The 19,208-nt window shown below is 60.6% G+C and carries 19 protein-coding genes; 6 read left to right on the forward strand and 13 right to left on the reverse strand.

Annotated features, from left to right (window positions below):
- Positions 1-37: 37 nt before the first annotated feature.
- The 3 genes from BFP95_RS11195 to BFP95_RS11205 all read right to left on the reverse strand — a co-directional run bounded on the left by BFP95_RS11195 (position 38) and on the right by BFP95_RS11205 (position 3,241).
- The gene (locus BFP95_RS11195) at positions 38-670 is read right to left on the reverse strand and encodes a LysE family transporter (RefSeq protein WP_015886481.1); all 633 of its coding nucleotides are present in this window, start codon (positions 668-670) and stop codon (positions 38-40) included.
- An 88-nt stretch (positions 671-758) separates the two neighbouring features.
- Positions 759-1,331, reverse strand: coding sequence for a mechanosensitive ion channel family protein (locus BFP95_RS11200; protein WP_065910067.1), 573 nt, complete (start codon positions 1,329-1,331; stop codon positions 759-761).
- Positions 1,331-3,241, reverse strand: a complete 1,911-nt coding sequence (locus BFP95_RS11205) for an ATP-binding cassette domain-containing protein (protein ID WP_065875432.1) — start codon at positions 3,239-3,241, stop codon at positions 1,331-1,333. Before BFP95_RS11205 ends, BFP95_RS11200 begins: the two co-directional genes overlap by 1 nt.
- Before the next feature lie 50 nt (positions 3,242-3,291).
- Between BFP95_RS11205 and BFP95_RS11210 the strand changes: the two genes are divergently transcribed.
- Positions 3,292-3,759, forward strand: a complete 468-nt coding sequence (locus tag BFP95_RS11210; protein WP_065875433.1) for a TIGR02444 family protein — start codon at positions 3,292-3,294, stop codon at positions 3,757-3,759.
- Here the strand turns inward: BFP95_RS11210 and BFP95_RS28920 are convergent.
- Positions 3,756-4,928 carry an AlgP family protein gene (locus tag BFP95_RS28920; RefSeq protein WP_083207148.1) on the reverse strand — a complete coding sequence of 391 codons (1,173 nt, stop codon included), beginning with the start codon at positions 4,926-4,928 and terminating at the stop codon, positions 3,756-3,758. The two genes, BFP95_RS11210 and BFP95_RS28920, sit on opposite strands and share 4 nt — an antisense overlap.
- Before the next feature lie 192 nt (positions 4,929-5,120).
- On the opposite strand from BFP95_RS28920, the gene BFP95_RS11225 reads away from it, so the two are divergent.
- Positions 5,121-5,798 (forward strand): FKBP-type peptidyl-prolyl cis-trans isomerase, encoded by a 678-nt coding sequence (locus tag BFP95_RS11225; protein ID WP_065910069.1) that lies wholly within the window; start codon positions 5,121-5,123, stop codon positions 5,796-5,798.
- Positions 5,799-5,851: 53 nt separating this feature from the next.
- Here the strand turns inward: BFP95_RS11225 and BFP95_RS11230 are convergent, their stop codons facing one another.
- The 7 genes from BFP95_RS11230 to BFP95_RS11260 form a co-directional block, all read right to left on the reverse strand.
- Positions 5,852-6,310, reverse strand: coding sequence for an Rsd/AlgQ family anti-sigma factor (locus tag BFP95_RS11230; RefSeq protein WP_065875437.1), 459 nt, complete (start codon positions 6,308-6,310; stop codon positions 5,852-5,854).
- Between the two features lie 208 nt (positions 6,311-6,518).
- Positions 6,519-7,040, reverse strand: coding sequence for a disulfide bond formation protein B (locus BFP95_RS11235; RefSeq protein ID WP_065910071.1), 522 nt, complete (start codon positions 7,038-7,040; stop codon positions 6,519-6,521).
- 237 nt (positions 7,041-7,277) lie between these two features.
- The gene (locus BFP95_RS11240) at positions 7,278-8,519 is read right to left on the reverse strand and encodes a heme biosynthesis protein HemY (RefSeq protein ID WP_065910073.1); all 1,242 of its coding nucleotides are present in this window, start codon (positions 8,517-8,519) and stop codon (positions 7,278-7,280) included.
- A 5-nt stretch (positions 8,520-8,524) separates the two neighbouring features.
- On the reverse strand, positions 8,525-9,649 hold the full coding sequence (locus BFP95_RS11245) for a uroporphyrinogen-III C-methyltransferase (RefSeq protein WP_065910076.1): 1,125 nt from the start codon (positions 9,647-9,649) through the stop codon (positions 8,525-8,527).
- Between the two features lie 41 nt (positions 9,650-9,690).
- Positions 9,691-10,440 carry a uroporphyrinogen-III synthase gene (locus BFP95_RS11250; protein WP_065875441.1) on the reverse strand — a complete coding sequence of 250 codons (750 nt, stop codon included), beginning with the start codon at positions 10,438-10,440 and terminating at the stop codon, positions 9,691-9,693.
- Positions 10,437-11,378 (reverse strand): hydroxymethylbilane synthase, encoded by a 942-nt coding sequence (gene hemC, locus BFP95_RS11255; protein ID WP_065875442.1) that lies wholly within the window; start codon positions 11,376-11,378, stop codon positions 10,437-10,439. The genes BFP95_RS11250 and hemC overlap by 4 nt, the downstream gene beginning before the upstream one ends.
- Positions 11,379-11,516: 138 nt before the next feature.
- Entirely contained in the window at positions 11,517-12,263 is a 747-nt protein-coding gene (locus BFP95_RS11260; RefSeq protein WP_065875443.1) for a LytR/AlgR family response regulator transcription factor, read from the reverse strand.
- A 504-nt stretch (positions 12,264-12,767) separates the two neighbouring features.
- On the opposite strand from BFP95_RS11260, the gene argH reads away from it, so the two are divergent.
- Positions 12,768-14,162 (forward strand): argininosuccinate lyase, encoded by a 1,395-nt coding sequence (argH, locus tag BFP95_RS11265; protein WP_065875444.1) that lies wholly within the window; start codon positions 12,768-12,770, stop codon positions 14,160-14,162.
- Between the two features lie 93 nt (positions 14,163-14,255).
- On the opposite strand, the gene BFP95_RS11270 is transcribed toward argH, so the two are convergent.
- Entirely contained in the window at positions 14,256-14,915 is a 660-nt protein-coding gene (locus tag BFP95_RS11270; RefSeq protein WP_065875445.1) for a glutathione S-transferase family protein, read from the reverse strand.
- Positions 14,916-15,041: 126 nt separating this feature from the next.
- Between BFP95_RS11270 and BFP95_RS11275 the strand changes: the two genes are divergently transcribed.
- The 3 genes from BFP95_RS11275 (at position 15,042) to BFP95_RS11285 (ending at position 18,685) form a co-directional block, all read left to right on the forward strand.
- Complete coding sequence (locus BFP95_RS11275; protein ID WP_065875446.1) at positions 15,042-15,326, forward strand: hypothetical protein; 285 nt, start codon at positions 15,042-15,044, stop codon at positions 15,324-15,326.
- A gap of 96 nt (positions 15,327-15,422) precedes the next feature.
- A complete protein-coding gene (locus BFP95_RS11280) occupies positions 15,423-15,677 on the forward strand; it encodes a TIGR02647 family protein (protein WP_049710966.1) in 255 nt (84 codons plus the stop codon).
- 167 nt (positions 15,678-15,844) lie between these two features.
- Positions 15,845-18,685, forward strand: coding sequence for a class I adenylate cyclase (locus tag BFP95_RS11285; RefSeq protein ID WP_065875447.1), 2,841 nt, complete (start codon positions 15,845-15,847; stop codon positions 18,683-18,685).
- Positions 18,686-18,697: 12 nt separating this feature from the next.
- On the opposite strand, the gene rnk is transcribed toward BFP95_RS11285, so the two are convergent.
- Positions 18,698-19,111: a nucleoside diphosphate kinase regulator gene (gene rnk / locus BFP95_RS11290; protein WP_065875448.1), complete on the reverse strand. Its 414-nt coding sequence runs from the start codon at positions 19,109-19,111 to the stop codon at positions 18,698-18,700.
- Positions 19,112-19,208 lie beyond the last annotated feature (97 nt).

Genomic DNA, 19,208 nt, shown 5'->3' on the forward strand with positions numbered 1-19,208 from the left:
AAGCCAGCTCCCACATTTTTGATCTGGTTTCTTCAGTTCAAGCCGTTGCGCGATGCAGACTGGCCAGAAAGCCCGCAGCGCCCACAAACAACCCGGCAAACGTACGGTTCATACGCTTCTGCTGCTTAGGCGTGCGCAACAAACGCAACACTTTCGACGCCAGCCCCGTATACCCCGCCATCACCACCATATCGACGCAAATCATCGTCGCACCCAGGATCAGGTACTGGATCAGCAACGGCGCTTGTGGGTTCACAAACTGCGGCAGCACCGCCAGCATGAACACCAGGGCCTTAGGGTTGCTGGCATTGACCAGAAAGCCTCGGAACATCATCGCCATCGGTTTGCCGATCGGGCGCACGGCCGCGTCGTCGGTCATGTCCATGGGCAACGCGCGCCATTGCTTGATGGCCAGGTACACCAGGTACGCCACGCCAAACCATTTGATCACATAGAAGGCCGTGGACGACGTCGCCAGAATGGCACCCAGGCCGCAAGCAACGACGGCAATCTGCATCGCCAGGCCCAGTTGCAGGCCAATGGCGTTCCAGTAACCGCGCAGGAAACCGTATTGCAGGCCGCTGGACATCGAGGCGATGGCGCCAGCGCCAGGGGAAAGGGAGATGATCCAACTGGCCAGGAAAAAGGCCAGCCACGTGTCGAGTGCCATTACACACCTCAGGGGGGAGTTAGCTGTTGTGCCTTAAGCTAACTCCGCCGACCAACGGATGGCTATAGATTTTTACAAGATGTGAACGCTAGCGGTCGCCCGGAAACACGTGGGTACCCGGCCAACGGCGCACCGAGCGCTGGAAGAACAGGCTGTTGGGCACTTGCACCATCGCGCTGTCGGTGCCGGCTTCCGCCACTTCAACCAGTGTGGTGTAGAGCAGATTGATCGCCACGACCCGGCCCTTCACGCCCGGTTTGTCGACGGTATCCACCAGCTCGACAATATCACCCAGGCGAAACGGCCCGACGGTGAAGATCAGAATGGCGCACAGCAGGTTGGACAGCACCGACCACATGGCAAAGAACGCCACGGCGGCGACCGCGACAAACCCGGAAAGCGCCGTCCACAATACGGTGGCAGAGACACCCAGGCGGCCCAGCACAAAGATCAGCGCACTGCCCATGATCAACCAGCGCAAACCACCGCGCAGCGGCATCAGCAGTTGCGGGGGGAACGGGTAGCGCTCACCCAGGCGAGTCAGGCCTTTGGCCACAAAACGCTGGGCCAGGTAGCCGGCCAGCAGGATCAGCAGGATTTGCACGCCGACCCATACGGGCTCGACCCATTGCGCCGGTAACGGCAGATGCAACGCTTCCATCAGGACAGCGCCTCCAGCTCCGCTTGCAGGGTTTCCAGCAGCTCGAGAGCTTCCATCCAGGTTTCCTCCAACTGCCCTTCGCGCACCTTGAGTTTGGCCTGTTCAGCCAGCAGGTCACGCAGCTCGTCCTTGCGGGCGGCCTCGTAAACGGCGCTGTCGCCCAGGCTGGTTTCGATCTTGGCCAGACGCTCGTGCACCTTGCCCAGCTCGGCTTCCAGCTTGTCGGCTTCACGCTTGTGCGGCGCCAACTGCTGACGCAGTGCAGCGGCGGCCTGACGCTGGGCTTTCTTGTCGGTCTTGTCCGGGTTGACGGGCGTATTGCTGACCGGCGCGTTGCGCAGGCGGTAATCCGTCAGCCAGCGCGCGTAATCATCCAGGTCGCCGTCAAACTCTTCGACTTTGCCATCGGCCACCAGCAGGAAGTTGTCGGTGGTGCTCTTGAGCAAGTGACGATCGTGAGACACCACCAGTACCGCACCGCTGAACTCCTGCAGGGCCATGGTCAGCGCCAGGCGCATTTCCAGGTCCAGGTGGTTGGTCGGTTCGTCGAGCAGCAGCAGGTTCGGACGATCCCAGGCGATCAACGCCAGGGCCAGTCGGGCTTTTTCGCCGCCGGAAAAATTCAGCACCGGCTCGTCGATGCGCGCACCCCGGAAGTCGAAACCACCCAGGAAGTCGCGCAGGGTCTGTTCGCGCTCGGTCGGCGCCAGACGCTGCAAGTGCAGCAACGGGCTGGCTTTGGAGTCCAGGGAATCCAGCTGATGCTGGGCGAAGTAGCCCACCACCGTGTTCTCGCCACGGGTCAAGCGACCGGCCAGGGGCTCAAGCTCACCCGAGAGGTTCTTGATCAGCGTCGACTTGCCCGCACCGTTAGGGCCGAGCAAACCGATGCGCGCACCTGGCGTGAGCTGCAGCTTCACTTTTTCCAGGATGGTTTTGTCGCCATAACCCAGGCGAGCATCTGAAAGATCCAGCAACGGGCTGGATATCTTCACCGACTCGCGGAACACAAAGTCGAACGGCGAATCGACATGGGCCGCCGACAGCTCTTCCATGCGCTCCAGGGCCTTGATCCGGCTCTGGGCCTGGCGGGCCTTGGTGGCCTGGGCCTTGAACCGGGCGATGTAGCTTTCCATGTGCGCACGCTGCGCCTGCTGCTTCTCGAACGCCTGTTGTTGCTGGGCTAGGCGTTCGGCGCGGGCGCGCTCGAATGCGGTATAGCCGCCACGGTACAGGGTGATTTTCTTCTGTTCGACGTGGGCGATGTTGTCGACCACGGCGTCGAGGAAATCGCGGTCGTGGGAAATCAGCAGCAACGTGCCCTGGTAATTCTTGAGGAAGTCTTCCAGCCACAAGATCGCATCAAGGTCCAAGTGGTTGGTCGGTTCATCGAGCAGCAACAGGTCCGAGGGGCACATCAGCGCCTGGGCCAGGTTCAGGCGCATGCGCCAGCCACCGGAGAAGTCAGCGACCGGGCGGTCCATCTGTTCGTTGGTGAAACCAAGGCCGGCGAGCATTTTGCGGGCGCGGGCGTCGGCGGTGTAGCCGTCGGCACTGTCGAGTTCCGAGTGCAGGCGCGCCTGGGCGGCGCCGTCCTGGGCTTTCTCGGCCTCGGCGAGGTCGTGTTGCACCTGGCGCAGGCGCAGGTCGCCATCGAGCACGTAGTCGATCGCGATGCGGTCCAGGGTGTCGATCTCCTGGCGCATGTGGGCGATGCGCCAGTCGGCCGGCAGCAAGCAGTCCCCGGAATCCGGGGTCAGCTCGCCCAGCAACAGGGCGAACAACGTGGATTTGCCGGCGCCATTGGCACCGATCAAGCCGGCTTTGTGACCGGCGTGCAGGGTCAGCTCGGCGTCTTCGAGAAGACGTTGCGGGCCACGCTGTAATGTTAGGCTTTGAAGTCGGATCATAATGGCGGCGGAGTCTACCAGCTTCGTTGCCCGCTGGCTTGGGTGTGAATATGTGCGCTGACCTATGGAGCTTTGCCCTCTCGACTTACGCCCGCCCGGGCGTCGAAGCTGCTTGCCTGCGTTTACAGGAGCAAGGGGCGGATGTGTGCCTATTGCTCTGTGGCGCGTGGCTGGAACAGCGCGCTGTGGCCGTGACGGCCGAACGCATCCAGGCGCTGAAACAGATCGCCGAACCTTGGCAGGCGCACGTGATTGAGCCGTTACGACGGGTGCGCATGCAATGGCGTGCGATGGCGCAGCAGGACGAGGATTTGGCGGGGTTACGTGAACGGGTCAAAGCCCTGGAGCTGGAGGCCGAACGACAATTGCTCGCGCGCCTGGAAACGCTGGCGCGAATGTGGCCGACGGATGAGGCGATGGGTCATCAACAGTGGCTGGAAGGACTGGCGGCCGAGGATGCCGCCAACCTTGACCACGACGCGCTGCAGCAGCTGCGCGTCGTGGTCACCAGCACTTAGGAAGCGCTGGTTGGGGTGGTGCTTGGCGCTACCGGGGCAGGCGTGTTGGTGGCCGGTGCAGTTGGAGCGCTCGACGCTGCCGGGGCAGCAGCAGATGTTGCTGGCTTGGCCGGTGCTGGTTTTGCGGCAGCTGGTTTGGCAACGGCTGGCTTGGCAGCAGGTTTGGCAGTTGGCTTAGCGGCTGGTTTTGCAGCAGCAGGTTTGGCGGCTGGCTTCGCGGCTGGTTTTGCAGCAGCGGTTTTAGCAGCTGGCTTCGCGGCCGGTTTTGCAGCAGCCGTTTTAGCAGCTGGCTTGGCGGCTGGTTTTGCAGCAGCGGTTTTGGCAACTGGCTTGGCGGCTGGTTTTGCAGCAGCGGTTTTGGCAACTGGCTTGGCGGCTGGTTTTGCAGCAGCGGTTTTAGCAGCTGGCTTCGCGGCCGGCTTTGCAGCAGCGGTTTTAGCAACTGGCTTCGCGGCTGGCTTTGCAGCAGCGGTTTTAGCAGCTGGCTTCGCGGCTGGCTTTGCAGCAGCAGTTTTAGCAGCTGGCTTCGCGGCTGGCTTTGCAGCAGCAGTTTTAGCAGCTGGCTTCGCGGCTGGCTTTGCAGCAGCGGTTTTAGCAGCTGGCTTCGCGGCTGGCTTTGCAGCAGCAGTTTTAGCAGCTGGCTTGGCGGCCGGTTTAGCAGCAGCGGTTTTGGCAGCTGGCTTCGCGGCTGCTTTAGCAGGTGCCTTGGCGGCAGCAGCTTTGCTTGCAGGCTTCTTCGCCGCGCTTACTGCAACAGCTTTTGCAGGCGTACGGGCGCCCAACGCCTTAGCTACAGCTTCCTTCACACGACCAACGCCCTGGGCCAGTTTCAGGCTTTCCTGGGCATCTTTTTTGAGTTGGGAAATGTAGGTGCGGGTTTCAGCTTGGCGATCCTTGAGGGCGTCGAGCAGGTCCTCAAGTTCTTTGACAGCGTCTTTGGCTTTGGCTTGAGCCTTGGCCTTGCCGGCAGTGGCGGCATCTTGCAGTTTGGTGCGGGATTTGTGCAGCTTTTCTTGCGCTTTACCGCGTTGTTTTTCCAGCTTGGCGAGCAGTTTTTCTGCATCGGCCAAGGCTTGGGAACAAGCGCTTTCCAGATGCTCGAGCAAACTGCCCGAGAGTTGTTGGAGTAAATGCAACGGGGTATTAACAGGCTTCTGTTTGGCCGACATGGTTTACCTCCTGGCTGACTTGGGTGCGGCTCATACTAGCCCTCTGCTCTTACCGCCGCTAGGGCATGTTGACAGTATCGTTTGACTTGCGTTGCACCGTACGAAAATTCTTATCGTTATAACGAAAGTACGCGGCACTTTTTACCCTCTCACACTGGCATAATCCGTCGCACTTTCGGCGGGAGACCACCCATGTCGCGTTACCTTTTTCTTGTGCTTGGCCTGGCGATTTCGGTGGCCAATGCGAGCGAGCAATCACCGTCCAAAACCACTGACAAAAATCAGCATGACCTCGCCTACAGCCTGGGCGCAAGCCTCGGTGAACGCCTGCGCCGGGAGGTCCCTGACCTGCAGATCCAGGCGTTGATCGACGGCCTAAAGCAAGCCTATCAAGGCAAGCCGCTGGCGCTGGACAACGCACGTATCGAACAGATTCTTGCCCAGCACGAAGCACAAAATGCAGCCGAAGCACAGGGACCTCAAAGCGAAAAAGCCCTGGCGGCCGAACAACAATTTTTGAGCAAAGAAAAAGCCGTAAAAGGCGTGCGCGAATTGGCGGATGGAATCCTGCTCACCGAACTCACTCCCGGCACGGGTGGAAAGCCCAAGGCCAGCGACCAGGTTGAAGTGAAATACGTGGGGCGATTACCCGATGGGACAGTGTTCGACCAGAGCACGCAACCTCAATGGTTTCGTCTGGACAGTGTGATCAGCGGCTGGAGCAGCGCGTTGCAACAAATGCCCGTGGGTGCGAAATGGCGATTGGTGATTCCATCGGCCCAGGCTTATGGCGCCGACGGTGCCGGCGAGTTGATCCCGCCTTATACACCGCTGGTATTCGAGATCGAGTTGCTCGGTACCCGTCCTTGACCCCATAAAAAACGGCGCGCCATGCGCACCGTCTTTCGTACCGCTGTCGAGGGTCAGGCCTGGGTAGCAGGCTCTTCTTTGTGAGCGTTGTGCAGCACTTCGATCAGGCAATCTTCCAACTCGAATCGCTCGTGCAGCAACGCGCCCAACTCTTTGAATTTTTCAGCAACACAGTTTCCGGCATCACACAGGTCGGTAAATGCCAGCAGCTTCTCGGTGATGACATCGATGCGCGGGTAAATGGTCTCAGCCAGGTCCAGGCCACGCTGATCATCGAAGGCTTCAGCCTCCTTGGTCAGTTGATCGAAGACACCAAAATGGCCAGCCGACAAGTAGTCCACCAATACCGCGCAGAAGTCCTGCAACGGCTCACGGTTCTCAGCCAGTGCCTCGGGCTTGGCGCCCAGCGCATCAAAGGACAGAACCAGTTCGTGACGCGCCTTCAGCCAATTGTCGATCAGCTTGTGCACCCCACCCCAGCGTTCCTGAGCATTCTGACAACTTTCCAGCATGATGATCTCTCTTCCCTATAGGGGCGCTGCCGCCTGGTGCCCGCGCAACACTTCAAGGATAAAGCGGCGCCGGACAAGGCCACATCTGACAAACGGTTTCAATAACACGTGCGGGCCAGATTATGCCCGCATGACTATGGCTTCAAGGTACGCAGGACAGAAAGTTCATACAAGTGTTTAATCCCGCTCTCCAAACTGCGACGGGCTTTCAGCGCCTCGCCGGGCGCGAACACTGGCTCAAAAACAGCCGTGAGAACTGCATGATGCCCAGGATCAACATCCCGATGAAGAACAGCAGGCTCCACTCGGGAAGGCTCAAATCAAACAGCGTCCAGTTGGTTTCCACGCAGTCGACAGTGCCTTTGAACGTCAACTGCAGGGCCTGCCAAAACGATAGGTTTTCGATCATGTAGTGCAGGCTGGGCCAGCAATCGGCAGCCTCATCCGGCGCGCCATTTTGCAGCAGCACCTGGCGCACGGCGGTAAGGGCGCCGAGCAAGGCACAGCCCATGCTTGCCAGCCCATACAGGCAGATAACGGAACGCTTGGGGTTATGGAGGGCGGCGACCAGGTTGATCAATGTGAAAGCGGCCAGGAACCCCCTTTGCATCTGGCATAGGAAACACGGACGCAACGAGACACCGAACTCGAGGTAAAAGGACGCACCCAACGTCAGCGTACCCGCCAGGAACGCGAGGAAAAACAAGGAGCGTGAAGGGGCCAAAGACATGCTTTATCCGCATCGCGAAAGATAGGTCGCTACGGTAGAGGAAAGCCCTGACCGCTTTCAATACATGCCAGAGCAGACGATTCCGCGAGAAGGTAAGGACTTTCCGTCAGAAGATGGAAGACCTTGGGCAATCGAGCGTCGGACTTTGCCGCCGAACGCTTGCCCGCCAGTCTTTTCGAGCTAACGAAAGGTTGGCTGTCAGATACGTCTGAGCCAACCCTTGCCAACTGTCCTACTTCAAACCCGAGCAGGGACAGGTAGCGGAGACGCCAGTAAACGGTTATCCAGCAGTCCAAGTCCCTCTTGAAACAGCTGGTTACTACGCTCGGTGTCACCCAGTTGGGCCAACAAGCGAGCGAGCTCGGCACAGGCCTCGGGATTACGCTGCACTTGAAGGCTGCTCTCCAGATAATCCCGCGCCTTGCCCCACAGGCTGTTTTGCAGGCACAGGCGGCCCAACGTCAGCAGCAGGCTGGCATCACCCGGGTGGTCCTTGAGCCAGCCCTCGGCAAACTTCAACTGCCGAGCTGGATCACTGCCACGCAGCAAGCCGTATAGTCGGATCAGGTGGCTGTCGTAGCCACGCTTGATGGCGCCACGCAGCGCTTCCTCGGCCTTGGCATCGGCGCCCAATTGGCGCAGTTGCTCGGCGTAAGCCAGAACCAGTTGCGGCTCTTGGCGCTGGGCTGAAGTGAGTTGCTGCCAGGCCCGCTCAAGGGACTGCAAACCGGCTTCGCCCTGCTCTTCTCGCTGGGCAGCCAGGCTCAGGTTCTCACCCCAGGCACGGCGTTCAAGCTCAGCCAGTTCGCTGGCAGGCAGGACTTTATCCTTGCGCAGCTCCGGCAACAGGCGGATCACCGACGACCAATCGCCCCGCTGCTGATGCAGGCGCTGCAATTGACGCAAGACCTGGCCGTTATGCGGGTGACGCTCGTGCATCGCCTGCAAGGTGGTGAGTGCACCGTCGGTATCGCCGCGGTCCAGTTGCAGTTGCGCATGGCTTAAGGCAACTGCCAGCTCGGCCTGGGGCTGACGCTCCAGCGCTCTCTCCAGCAAGCCGTCGGACTCTTCATAACGACCCTGCTCATTCGCAGCGCGCGCGGCGCCGAGGTAGTACAGCAATGGCTGGCGCTCGGCTTCGGCGGCGCGATGCAGGTGGCGCTCGGCACTGGCCCAGCGGCCCTCGGCGAGGTCCATCTGGCCTTGCTCGATGGCGATCTGCACGCGGCGGCTGCGGTTACGCCGCGACCACGGGTTGACCACGCCACCGGAGGTGGTGACCAGGCTCAAGAGCACACGGATCAGGTAGATCACCAAACCAATGGCAAACACCGCCACCACCGTCGCCCACAAGCTCGACTCGTAGTGCAGCACATGAGGGTAAGTAATCAACACATAGCCGGTGTGTTTCGAAATGCCCACAGCCAGCGCCAGCGCGATTGCAATCGCCAGCACCAGGATCACATAGAAACGTTTCATCGGCTCTACTCCTGCTTCGCCGACGTAGCCGCCGGTGTGGCCGCTGCCTTTGCTTCGTCAGCAGACAGATGACGACGCTCAAGATACGCCTGCACAGCAGCCAGGCTCGCGGCCAGGTCCGGCGTCACCACCGACACCGCCTTGGGCTCAAGTTCGGCGATACGCGCGAGCATCGCCTTGCTCTGCGGGTTGTCCTGGTTAAAGTTATCCTGCAACACGCTACGCGCCTCGCCGAGGGAGCGGCTGTACACAGCCGACTCCCCGTTGAGCGCCGCCCATTGCGCCTGCTCCAGGGCCAGGCTCAACGCCAGGCGCACCTGGTTCAGGCCTTGGCCGGCCAGCAGTGGGCGAATGTTGTCATCCGGATTGAAGTCGATGCGGAAATAACGGGAAATCTGCTCCCACCATTGGCGCCAACGGCTGTCCGTATCCGTGGTCGGACGCCCGTCGGAAGCAGGCTCGGTCAGTTGATATTCCGGCGCAATCGCAGCCAGCTGCACGACTTGGTCACGCAAGGCCGCCAATTGCAGGTACAGCCCAGTGCGATCCGGCTGCTCGGTGCTGCGCAGCGCTGCAAGGCTCTTGGCCAACTGCTCACGGGCGGCGTAGGAACCTGGATCGCTTTGCTCGCGAAGAATCTCGTCGGCGCCCTGCACCAGCGCCTGGGCGCTATTGATATCTTGCAAGGCAGACAGACGCAGGCTCGCCAGGCGAATCAAGTGTTCAGCCTCGGCCAAACGCCAGTCCTTGCGGCTGGATCCCAACACGGTCTCAAGGCGCTGGCTCAGGCGCTGCTGATCGCCCTGCAACTGGGCCACCAGGCGACGGCGCTCCTCCAGCTCATCCGTACCCGGCAACTGCGCCAGCCGCGCGGCCAGTTGTTGCTGGCTCTGCTTGAGGGACTGGGATTGGTCATCGAGGGTCTGCACTTGGCCCAGCTGTTGCTGGCTGCTGGCTTGCAGGGCGCGGACCTGCCAGATCCCCCAACCGCCGGCGGCAACACCGGCGGCGCCGAGCAGCAAGGCGACGACTGCCAGGCCATTGCCACGGCGCGGCGCGGTGACCGGTGACTCAACCGGCGCACCAAGTGCGGGTTGGGCTTCATCTTTAGGCAAGGCTGTTTCGCTCACGTATCCGTCCTTTGCGTTTCAGAGAGTGACTACGGCATGCCTCATAGGGCAACGCTGCGTAACGCCACTAACAAAGCCGCGGCACTCGCACCGCGGCAATCCACAACTTTTTCTGCGCCAGCGCCCCGCGCCATCTCGAAGACTCGCGGGCTCGGCACGAACAACGGCAGCTGTGCCACCTGTGGCCAATCGGCTCCGGCCAAGGCGTGCAGGTGCAAAAAACCCTGCCCACTGCTGACCACCAGGCCGTTCAAGCGTTCCAACTGGATGCGTTGCATCAGTACCCCGGCGTCGTAGGCCGGAAGGAAACGGCGATACAATTCCAGATAGTCGACACTAGCACCACTCGCGCGCAAACGCTCCGCCAGCAGCTCGCGACCGCCCTCGCCCCGCAGGATTAACACGCGTGCATCCGGGCGAGCGATAGCCTCGCGCAACGCAGGCAATTGAAGCAAGGCCTCGCTGTCATCGCCAGTAGGGGGATAGTGAACGTTGAGGCCGTGTTCGGCCAGTACCTGCGCAGTGGCTGCGCCGACGCTGAACCACGGCAGTCGCGGCCATGCTCGATCCAGCTGTCGCACGGCCAAGCGCGCGGCGGGCTTACTGACGACAATCACCGCACAATAGCGGCCCAGGTCGCGCAAGACTGCCAGCTGTTCAGGTGTAACGGGAAGCGGCTCGATGTCCAACAACGGTAGGCTGCTGCTGAAAATGCCGGCGCCGGCCAACGTCCCCGCCAGGGCCAACGACTCCTCGGCAGGCCGCGTCAGCAGCACACGCCATTCGGTCACTGCGGACCGGCCTCGCCGTAGATTTTTTGCAGGATGGCACCGGCGCCTTTGTCCAACAGCTCTTCGGCCACCTGGATGCCCAGTGCCGTCGCGTCACGCTGCGGGCCGCGCACCTCGGCCGTCAGCAAGGTGCCTCCTTCCGGGTCCCCTACCAGGCCGCGCAACCACAGGTTTTCACCTTCGAGCACGGCGTAGCAGGCGATTGGCACCTGGCAGCCACCGTTGAGGTGCTTGTTCAGGGCACGCTCGGCCGTGACGCGCACTTCGGTGTCGTGGTGATCCAGGGGTTTGAGCAGGGCGTGGATTTCACTGTCGGCGGTACGACACTCGATGCCAACGGCGCCTTGCCCACCTGCGGGCAGGCTGTCCTCGACGCTGATGGCCGAGGTGATACGGTCTTCGAAACCCAGGCGGATCAGGCCCGCCGCTGCGAGGATGATCGCGTCATATTCGCCGGCGTCCAGCTTCGCCAGGCGGGTGTTGACGTTGCCACGCAGAAAGCGGATCTGCAGGTCCGGGCGGCGGGTCAGCAGCTGTGCCTGGCGGCGCAGGCTCGAAGTGCCGACGATGCTGCCCAGGGGCAATGCTTCCAGGGACGCGTAAGTGTTGGAAACGAAAGCATCGCGCGGGTCTTCGCGTTCGCAGATGCAAAACAAACCCAGGCCTTCAGGGAAGTCCATGGGCACGTCTTTCATCGAATGCACGGCGATGTCGGCTTCGTTCTCCAGCAGCGCTGTTTCCAGTTCCTTGACGAACAAACCCTTGCCGCCGATCTTCGACAGAGGCGAGTCGAGCAGCTTATCGCCACGACTGACCATAGGCACCAGGGACACCTTGAGGCCAGGGTGGGCCAGCTCCAGGCGTGCTTTGACGTATTCGGCCTGCCACAAGGCCAGGGCGCTTTTACGGGTGGCGATGCGGATTTCGCGAGAGGACATGGATCAATCCGTACTGAAAAGATATGACGGATAATAACAGCTCAGGGAAATACGCTTTGATTTGAATCAGCAAGTGCGGGGCCTCCCTGGCCGCGACGCACCGGGATAAGGAATGCAGGCCTCGCCACAGACGCTGGGCTAAAGCTGCTGCATCATCTTGCGCACGCCGGCAACATGCCTTCGGCTGACGATCAACGCATCGCCGTTAAGGCCTTTCAGGAATAGCTGAAAATGACCCAGGGGCGTGCGTTGCAGGCGTTCAATTCGCTCGCGGGCCACCAGCGCGTTGCGGTGGATACGCACGAAGCGGTCGCCGAACTCATCCTCAAGCGCCTTGAGCGGCTCATCAAGCAACACTTCGCCGCCTTGGTGGCGCAAGGTCACATACTTGTGATCGGCAATAAAATAGACCACCTCGCCTAGAGGGATCAGTTCAATGCCTTTGCGTGTACGGGCACTGATATGGCTGCGTGGCCCATTACCACTTTGAGCGGCTGGCTGAGTGAGCGCGGCGAGCTGTATGCGGGTTGGGCGCTCGGCCTTTTTCAGGGCCTTGAGCAATGCTTCGCCCGCCACCGGTTTGATGAGAAAGCTGACTCCGCTGTCTTCCAGCGTCTGCGCAGAAAACTCTTCGCCCGTTGCACAGAACACTACGGCCGGTGGGGACTCTCGCTCGCTCAGTCGGGCGGCAACTTGCAGGCCGTCAAGGCCCGGCATACGGATATCGAGCAACACCACGTCAGGCTTGAGGCTGTCGATCAGCGTCAACGCCTCTTCGCCCGTGGTGGCGCTCGGCTCTAATACTGCATAACCCTCGAGTTCACTGACCAGACGGCTCAGTCGCTCGCGGGCTTGGGGTTCGTCATCAACGATCAGGACATTCATATTGCGCTGGATTCCTGCGTGAGTCTCGCACAAGGATAGCGTAGACAGGTGCGGTGACTTGCGTCACAGCGATCCACGCTAAGACTAGCGCGAGCGGCAAAAAGTGCCCTGAGAGTGGCACCCATATTTACCCGGACCTGTTCAATAGCGCCCAAGACCTGCTGCCTTCGGGCATCGTCGTAGGGTTTGCTGATACACAATCGAATACCCCCCCTTTCTAATGGATAGTCTGGGCTATGACCGCATCACCCGACTTTGGTGCATTCACACACTATCAGTCCAACTGTAGACGCTCGCTGAGACGACATTGCTGAATCGACAAATATCGTTTCAATAAGCCCCTGTACCCAGTCTCGTCCCGGACGCGGTCGGCGGCAAGGCACTTAGCCATCGTTTGCATAAATAAAAATGCCGACGACCCGCAGCCCCGCCTCCACGGGCAACCCTGTTATCATCGCCGGCACAACTCCATGCCTCTTTATTAAGCAGATCACGAGCGAATCCATGAGCACCGACAAGACCAACCAGTCCTGGGGCGGCCGCTTCAGTGAACCCGTCGACGCCTTCGTCGCCCGCTTCACCGCCTCCGTCACCTTCGACCAGCGCCTGTACCGCCACGACATCATGGGCTCCATCGCCCACGCGACGATGCTGGCCAAGGTCGGCGTGCTGACCGACGCCGAGCGCGACAGCATCATCGACGGCCTGACCACCATTCGTGGTGAGATCGAAGCTGGCACGTTCGACTGGCGCGTCGACTTGGAAGACGTGCACATGAATATCGAGGCGCGCCTCACCGACCGCATCGGTGTGACCGGTAAGAAGCTGCATACCGGGCGCAGCCGTAACGACCAGGTGGCCACCGATATTCGCCTGTGGCTGCGTGATGAAATCGACCTGATCCTGTCCGAAATCACCCGCCTGCAGAAAGGTTTGCTGGAACAGGCCGAGCGCGAATCAGACACCATCATGCCGGGCTTCACTCACCTGCAGACCGCCCAGCCTGTGACCTTTGGCCACCACCTGCTGGCCTGGTTCGAAATGCTCAGCCGCGACTACGAGCGCCTGGTGGATTGCCGCAAGCGCGCCAACCGCATGCCCTTGGGCAGCGCCGCGCTGGCTGGCACCACCTACCCGATCGACCGCGAATACACCGCGCAGCTGCTGGGCTTCGATGCCGTCGGTGGCAACTCGTTGGATGGTGTGTCAGACCGTGACTTCGCCATTGAATTCTGCGCCGCGGCCAGCATCGCGATGATGCACCTGTCGCGCTTCTCGGAAGAGCTGGTGCTGTGGACCAGCGCGCAGTTCCAGTTCATCGACCTGCCGGACCGCTTCTGCACCGGCAGCTCGATCATGCCGCAAAAGAAAAACCCCGACGTGCCAGAACTGGTACGTGGCAAAAGCGGCCGTGTATTCGGCGCGCTGATGGGCCTGCTGACCCTGATGAAAGGCCAACCCCTGGCCTACAACAAGGACAACCAGGAAGACAAAGAACCGCTGTTCGACGCCGCCGACACCCTGCGTGACTCGCTGCGCGCGTTTGCCGACATGATCCCGGCGATCAAGCCCAAGCACGCGATCATGCGTGAAGCGGCACTGCGCGGGTTCTCCACCGCGACCGACCTGGCGGACTACCTGGTGCGCCGTGGCCTGCCGTTCCGCGACTGCCACGAAATCGTCGGCCACGCCGTGAAATATGGCGTGGACACCGGCAAGGACCTGGCGGAAATGAGCCTGGAAGAACTGCGCACGTTCAGCGACCAGATCGAACAGGATGTGTTTGCCGTGCTGACCCTGGAAGGCTCGGTGAATGCCCGTAATCACATCGGCGGTACTGCGCCGGCGCAGGTGAAGGCAGCTGTCGTGCGCGGCCAGGCCCTCCTCGCCAGCCGATAAAAGCATCGCAGGCAAGCCAGCTCCCACAGGAAATCGCATTCCAAGGTGGGAGCCGGGCTTGCCCGCGATAGCGTCCTGCCAGACGCCAAAGGTCTATTTTTTGGCAGCGATCATCGCCATAAACGCCGGCATTGCGGCCTCCCTGTCCGCTGCCACTTTCTGAGCGTTGGGCATGGCATGCAACCTTTCCAGCAACGCCTTGGCCGCCGGCATCTCTGCCAGCAAATCCATTCCAAACAGCTTCTCGCCCACCGCACAGGCGAGGTTCACGCTGTACATGAAATACAAATCCGCAATCGTGAAACGCTCCCCTGCCACAAACGGCGCGAACTTGCCGTGCCTGCCCAGCGCACTCAAGCCCAACAGCAATTCGGCCTTGGACTTCTCCTTGATCGCCTCCGGCACCGGCATACCAAAAAACGCCTCGGCAAAACACGCCCGCGCGGGCAGTTCGATGTACAACTCGATTTCCCGGCATAGCGCCAGCACCTGTGCACGCTGGAACGGCTCGGCCGGCAGCAGTGCAGGCCCTTCCTGGGTGTGCTCGATGTATTCGAGAATCACACTGGTATCGTTGATAAAACCCTGTTTAACGCCCAGCACCGGCACTTTGCCACGTGGGCTGACTGCCAGGGCTTCGGGGGTTTGTCCGGCATAAAAAGGCACCTCTTCGAAAGCTAGCTCTTTCTCTAACAGCGCCAGCTTGACCATGTTGTAGTAGTTGCTGACCGAGAATCCGTAGAGTTTGAGCATTGCGGTTGCCTCCGAGCCGGGAATGGGGTTGGCTGCATGCGTTATAGCTCCCCGTGCCGGGCCTTGCCAGCAGCATCACCGGCTTGAATGGGGGTAGACTGGCGCCCTTTCCCAGAGGAGCCTGCCATGAGCGAGCCGACCGATATCGACAACGACGAAGAAGAATTCACTGAAACCACCCTGATCGAAGCAATCGAAAACCAGATCGAGAGCGAAAACCCACCCGCCGCCAAGGCAACTTTCAACAAGCTGACCCTGGTGGGTTATGAGCGTGAAGAAATCCTGCAACTGATGGCCCACGTGCTCGCTGTCGAGATAGATGCGCTACTGGAAGAGGACCGTGCTTTCAATACCGAATGGTATGAAACTGCACTGCGTGCACTGCCGGAATTGCCGCCCGAAAAGCAATAAATCCAACACGCAGCAACACACTGGACAGTTCGGCAAAGTGCGTTCACCTTATGGCCTGCTAGCCTCTAATAAATTCTTAGAAAGTCTGGAGTCCTTATGTCGTTTACCCCTGAGTTGGTTGCCGAACTGGAAATCCTTGTACTCTTCAGCCTGGATAGCACCCAGGAAGGTCTGAAAGTCCATCAGACCGCTGCCCCTACTGCCATCGCCGCTGCCAAGCGCCTGTTCGAGAAAGGACTGATCGATCAGAAAGACGGGGGCTACCTGACCCCACTTGGCCGGGATGCCGCAGAACAAGCCAAAACCCTGCTGACCATCCTGACCACCGTCACCGCCAAAGAAGCCGCCTGATACCTGATACGCCCATGGAGTCCGCCACTTGCGGATTCCGCGGGTGTTGCTGCGCAAGTGCGAAAATTCTGACGTCAAAAACCATTTCCCGCTAAACCTCCTACGCTACTGGCTGTAAACTCCTACATGGCCGCCCACGTCGGGCTCTGCGAGCCACCGACTTCGACATGACCCGCACCCATGAAATCCGCCCCGACCTGGACGAAGGCATCGACCGCAAGGTGCTGGCCCAACTGCGCGCGCGGTTCATGGCCCTCAACGAAGGCCGCATGGCGCGCGCCATCGAGGGACTGACCCCACGCCAGCAAAGCGTGTTGACCCTATTGCCGCTGTTTTTCCACGTCAACCATCCACTGCTGCCGGGCTATGTGTCGGGCAGTACGCCGGCCGGATTATCCAACTTTGAGCCCGACACCCAAGCCCTGACAGAAGCCCAGCGCCTCACCCGTTCGTTCTCCTACAAACCACGTCACGGCAACCCGCCACGTCCGATTCACGGACTGTTTTTGATGGGCAGCCTCGGCACCCTGGCCCAGGCCGACCAGAGCGATATGGACGTGTGGGTCTGCCACGCGGCGGACCTCAGCGAAAATGAACTGGCTGAACTGCGCAAGAAATGCCAACTGTTGGAAGCCTGGGCGCTGACCATGGGCGCAGAGGCCCACTTTTTCCTGATCGAGCCGACACGCTTTGTGCTCGGCGAGCGCGACACCCAGCTCAGCTCGGAAGACTGCGGCACCACCCAGCATTACCTGCTGCTGGACGAGTTCTACCGCACCGCCATCTGGCTGGCCGGGCGTACGCCAATCTGGTGGCTGGTGCCGGTGTATGAAGAACCCCGCTACGCCGAGTTCACCCACACGCTGATTTCCAAGCGCTTTATCCGCGCCGATGAAACCCTCGATCTTGGCCATCTGGCACGGATTCCCCCAGGTGAATTCATCGGTGCCGGGCTGTGGCAATTGTTCAAAGGCATCGAGTCACCCTACAAATCGGTGCTCAAACTGCTGCTGATCGAGGTCTACGCCAGCGAACACCCTAACGTGCAGTGCCTGAGCCTGCGCTTCAAGCGGGCGGTGTTCGCCAACCAGATGGACCTGGACGAGCTGGACCCGTACATCGTGGTGTACCGCCGCATCGAGGAATACCTCAAGGCCCGAAACGAGCCCGAGCGCCTGGAACTGGTGCGGCGTGCGCTGTACCTGAAGGTCAACTGCAAGCTCACCGCCGGTCAACGTAGCACCAGTTGGCAGCGCTTGCTGCTCGAACGCCTGGCACATGAGTGGGACTGGGACCAACGCCAACTGGCGCTGCTGGACAGCCGCAGCCAGTGGAAAGTGCGCCAAGTCGCCTCCGAGCGTCGCGCCTTGGTCAACGAACTGAATTACAGCTACCGCTTCCTGACCCAGTTCGCCCGCACCGAGCAGACCGTCAGCCTGATCAACAAGCGTGACCTCAATGTGCTGGGCAGGCGCCTGTACGCCGCCTTTGAACGCAAGGCCGGCAAAGTCGAGTTCATAAACCCCGGCATCGCCCCGGACTTGGCCGAAGACACCTTGACCCTGGTGCAATCGCCCAACCGCAAGGAGCCCGGTCAGCACCACTGGGGTTTGTACAACGGCAACCTCACTGCACTGGAATGGGAACACTTCGCGCCGATCAAGCGCAGCCGTGACCTGTTGGAGATGCTCACCTGGTGCCACCGCAACGGCGTGATCGACAGCAGCACCCGCCTGGCCTTGCACCCCGGCACCAGCGACATGACTGAGTTCGAGTTGTTCAACCTGCTGGGCAGCTTGCAACAGACCGTCGCCCTGCCCCTGGCCAGCGTTGATGAAGAGCGCCTGCTGCGTTCGGCGGTGCCCGAGGAAGTGTTGCTGCTGATCAACGTTGGCGTTGATCCGCTCAAGCACCACCGCGACCTGAATATCCTGATGACCACCGAGCGCACCGACTCCCTGAGTTATGCCGGCGTGCGCGACAACCTGGTGCTGACCCTGGACCAGGTCACGCTCAATAGCTGGAACGAAGTGATGGTCAGCCGCTACGACGGCCCCCACGCCCTGCTCGACTGCCTGCGCGACTACCTCAACCAGTTGCCGCCGGACCACCTGCCACGGCTACGAGTGCGCTGCTTCTGTCACAACCGTGCGCAGTTCATTGCCCAACGCGTGGAAGAAATCTTCGACACTGCGCAGCACCTGCTGCTGGGTCAGTCCAATCATCGCTACCTGCTGCAAGTGCAGCAGCACTATCACGTGATGGAGTTGATGCCAGGCCAAGCCACCCACGTTTCCCTGGCGACCCAGGAGGCGCTGATCGCCTACCTCAGCGAAGAACTTGCCAGCTACAGCCCGCTGCACCTGGATGCCATGGCCTTGGAAGAGCACGACCTGGCGCTGCTGCTGCCGATGGGCATGCCCGATTGCGTGCAGGTGTTCTATCGGGTCAGCGAAGGCTCTGCCGAATTGTATGTGCTGGATGAGTTCAACGCACTCTGGCAACAACGTCTGCCGTTTCATGATGAGCAGAGCTTGCTGGCGCCGTTGCAGCGCTTTTTGCAGTCGATTATTTATAGACGGGATGCGTTGTCGCCATTGGACCAGCAAGAACCGCTGGGGGCCGTGCAAGTCATGTATTACCAGCTATTGCCCTCCGGCAGCGGTCGCGCACGGAGCATCGAGCCTCGACCAGCACCGGTGAATCTGGCAAACAAACCGTTTTATGACGTGCAGGCAATTATCGGCAAGGCCGCGCCGGGCCAGGTGGGCATTACACTGTATTGCAATCAGCGGGAGTTTTCCGAACTGGAGTTTGGCGACCAGCTGTTTGCAGTGGTCGCCCAGCAAATCGTCGGGCAACGCCAGGAAACAGAGCGTTACCGCTGTTACATCACCGATCTGGACCTGTCCGGCCTGCTCGGTGATGTACAAAGCCCGAGCAACCTTTACTTGCGTTACAAGGCCGAACTGGAGCTGTCGCTCAATGAGGCGCTGAGCCAGATTTAGAGCGACTCTGTTTTAAAGAGAGAAAGGGCCGCCGTCTTTGGGCTGACCTTCCACACTGAGCAATTCCAGCTTGAGGGTCTTGCCGCCGGGGGCCGGCCAGTCAATATGCTGGCCCACTTGCAGGCCGAGCAACGCACTGCCCATCGGCGCCAGGATCGAAATCTTGCCTTCGTCGGCGTTGGCGTCCTTGGGATAAACCAAGGTCAGGTGATAGTCCTTGCCGCTGCCTTGCTCGCGGCAATGCACGCTGGAGTTCATGGTCACGACACTTGCAGGCACTTCATCGTGGCCAACCACGTCTTCGGCGCGGTCGAGTTCGTGTTGCAACGCTTCGACACCGGGAAACTCGTCGCCCAAGCGGTCGATCAGTTGCTCCAGACGCTGCACGTCAAGACGGGTGAGGATGATGGACGGTGCGGTGGTCATGATTCAGGCAGACTCCTTTTTTCTGCACAAAAAAGCAAAACCCCGCCAGGAAAAGGCGGGGTTCTCACGGGCCTCGATGAGTTGAGGCGTACCCGGA

The sequence above is a fragment of the Pseudomonas sp. 58 R 12 genome (assembly GCF_900005865.1).
Classification (GTDB): Bacteria; Pseudomonadota; Gammaproteobacteria; order Pseudomonadales; family Pseudomonadaceae; genus Aquipseudomonas; species Aquipseudomonas tritici.

What these genes read in the sequence shown, in the direction of transcription:
- rnk (WP_065875448.1), bottom strand. Translation starts at nt 19,111, where the DNA reads ATGACCACCGCACCGTCCATCATCCTCACCCGTCTTGACGTGCAGCGT.
- BFP95_RS11195 (WP_015886481.1), bottom strand. Translation starts at nt 670, where the DNA reads ATGGCACTCGACACGTGGCTGGCCTTTTTCCTGGCCAGTTGGATCATC.
- BFP95_RS11235 (WP_065910071.1), bottom strand. Translation starts at nt 7,040, where the DNA reads ATGTCTTTGGCCCCTTCACGCTCCTTGTTTTTCCTCGCGTTCCTGGCG.
- BFP95_RS11225 (WP_065910069.1), top strand. Translation starts at nt 5,121, where the DNA reads ATGTCGCGTTACCTTTTTCTTGTGCTTGGCCTGGCGATTTCGGTGGCC.
- BFP95_RS11230 (WP_065875437.1), bottom strand. Translation starts at nt 6,310, where the DNA reads ATGCTGGAAAGTTGTCAGAATGCTCAGGAACGCTGGGGTGGGGTGCAC.
- BFP95_RS11240 (WP_065910073.1), bottom strand. Translation starts at nt 8,519, where the DNA reads ATGAAACGTTTCTATGTGATCCTGGTGCTGGCGATTGCAATCGCGCTG.
- BFP95_RS11260 (WP_065875443.1), bottom strand. Translation starts at nt 12,263, where the DNA reads ATGAATGTCCTGATCGTTGATGACGAACCCCAAGCCCGCGAGCGACTG.
- BFP95_RS11270 (WP_065875445.1), bottom strand. Translation starts at nt 14,915, where the DNA reads ATGCTCAAACTCTACGGATTCTCGGTCAGCAACTACTACAACATGGTC.
- hemC (WP_065875442.1), bottom strand. Translation starts at nt 11,378, where the DNA reads ATGTCCTCTCGCGAAATCCGCATCGCCACCCGTAAAAGCGCCCTGGCC.
- BFP95_RS28920 (WP_083207148.1), bottom strand. Translation starts at nt 4,928, where the DNA reads ATGTCGGCCAAACAGAAGCCTGTTAATACCCCGTTGCATTTACTCCAA.
- BFP95_RS11200 (WP_065910067.1), bottom strand. Translation starts at nt 1,331, where the DNA reads ATGGAAGCGTTGCATCTGCCGTTACCGGCGCAATGGGTCGAGCCCGTA.
- BFP95_RS11210 (WP_065875433.1), top strand. Translation starts at nt 3,292, where the DNA reads ATGTGCGCTGACCTATGGAGCTTTGCCCTCTCGACTTACGCCCGCCCG.
- argH (WP_065875444.1), top strand. Translation starts at nt 12,768, where the DNA reads ATGAGCACCGACAAGACCAACCAGTCCTGGGGCGGCCGCTTCAGTGAA.
- BFP95_RS11285 (WP_065875447.1), top strand. Translation starts at nt 15,845, where the DNA reads ATGACCCGCACCCATGAAATCCGCCCCGACCTGGACGAAGGCATCGAC.
- BFP95_RS11205 (WP_065875432.1), bottom strand. Translation starts at nt 3,241, where the DNA reads ATGATCCGACTTCAAAGCCTAACATTACAGCGTGGCCCGCAACGTCTT.
- BFP95_RS11275 (WP_065875446.1), top strand. Translation starts at nt 15,042, where the DNA reads ATGAGCGAGCCGACCGATATCGACAACGACGAAGAAGAATTCACTGAA.
- BFP95_RS11280 (WP_049710966.1), top strand. Translation starts at nt 15,423, where the DNA reads ATGTCGTTTACCCCTGAGTTGGTTGCCGAACTGGAAATCCTTGTACTC.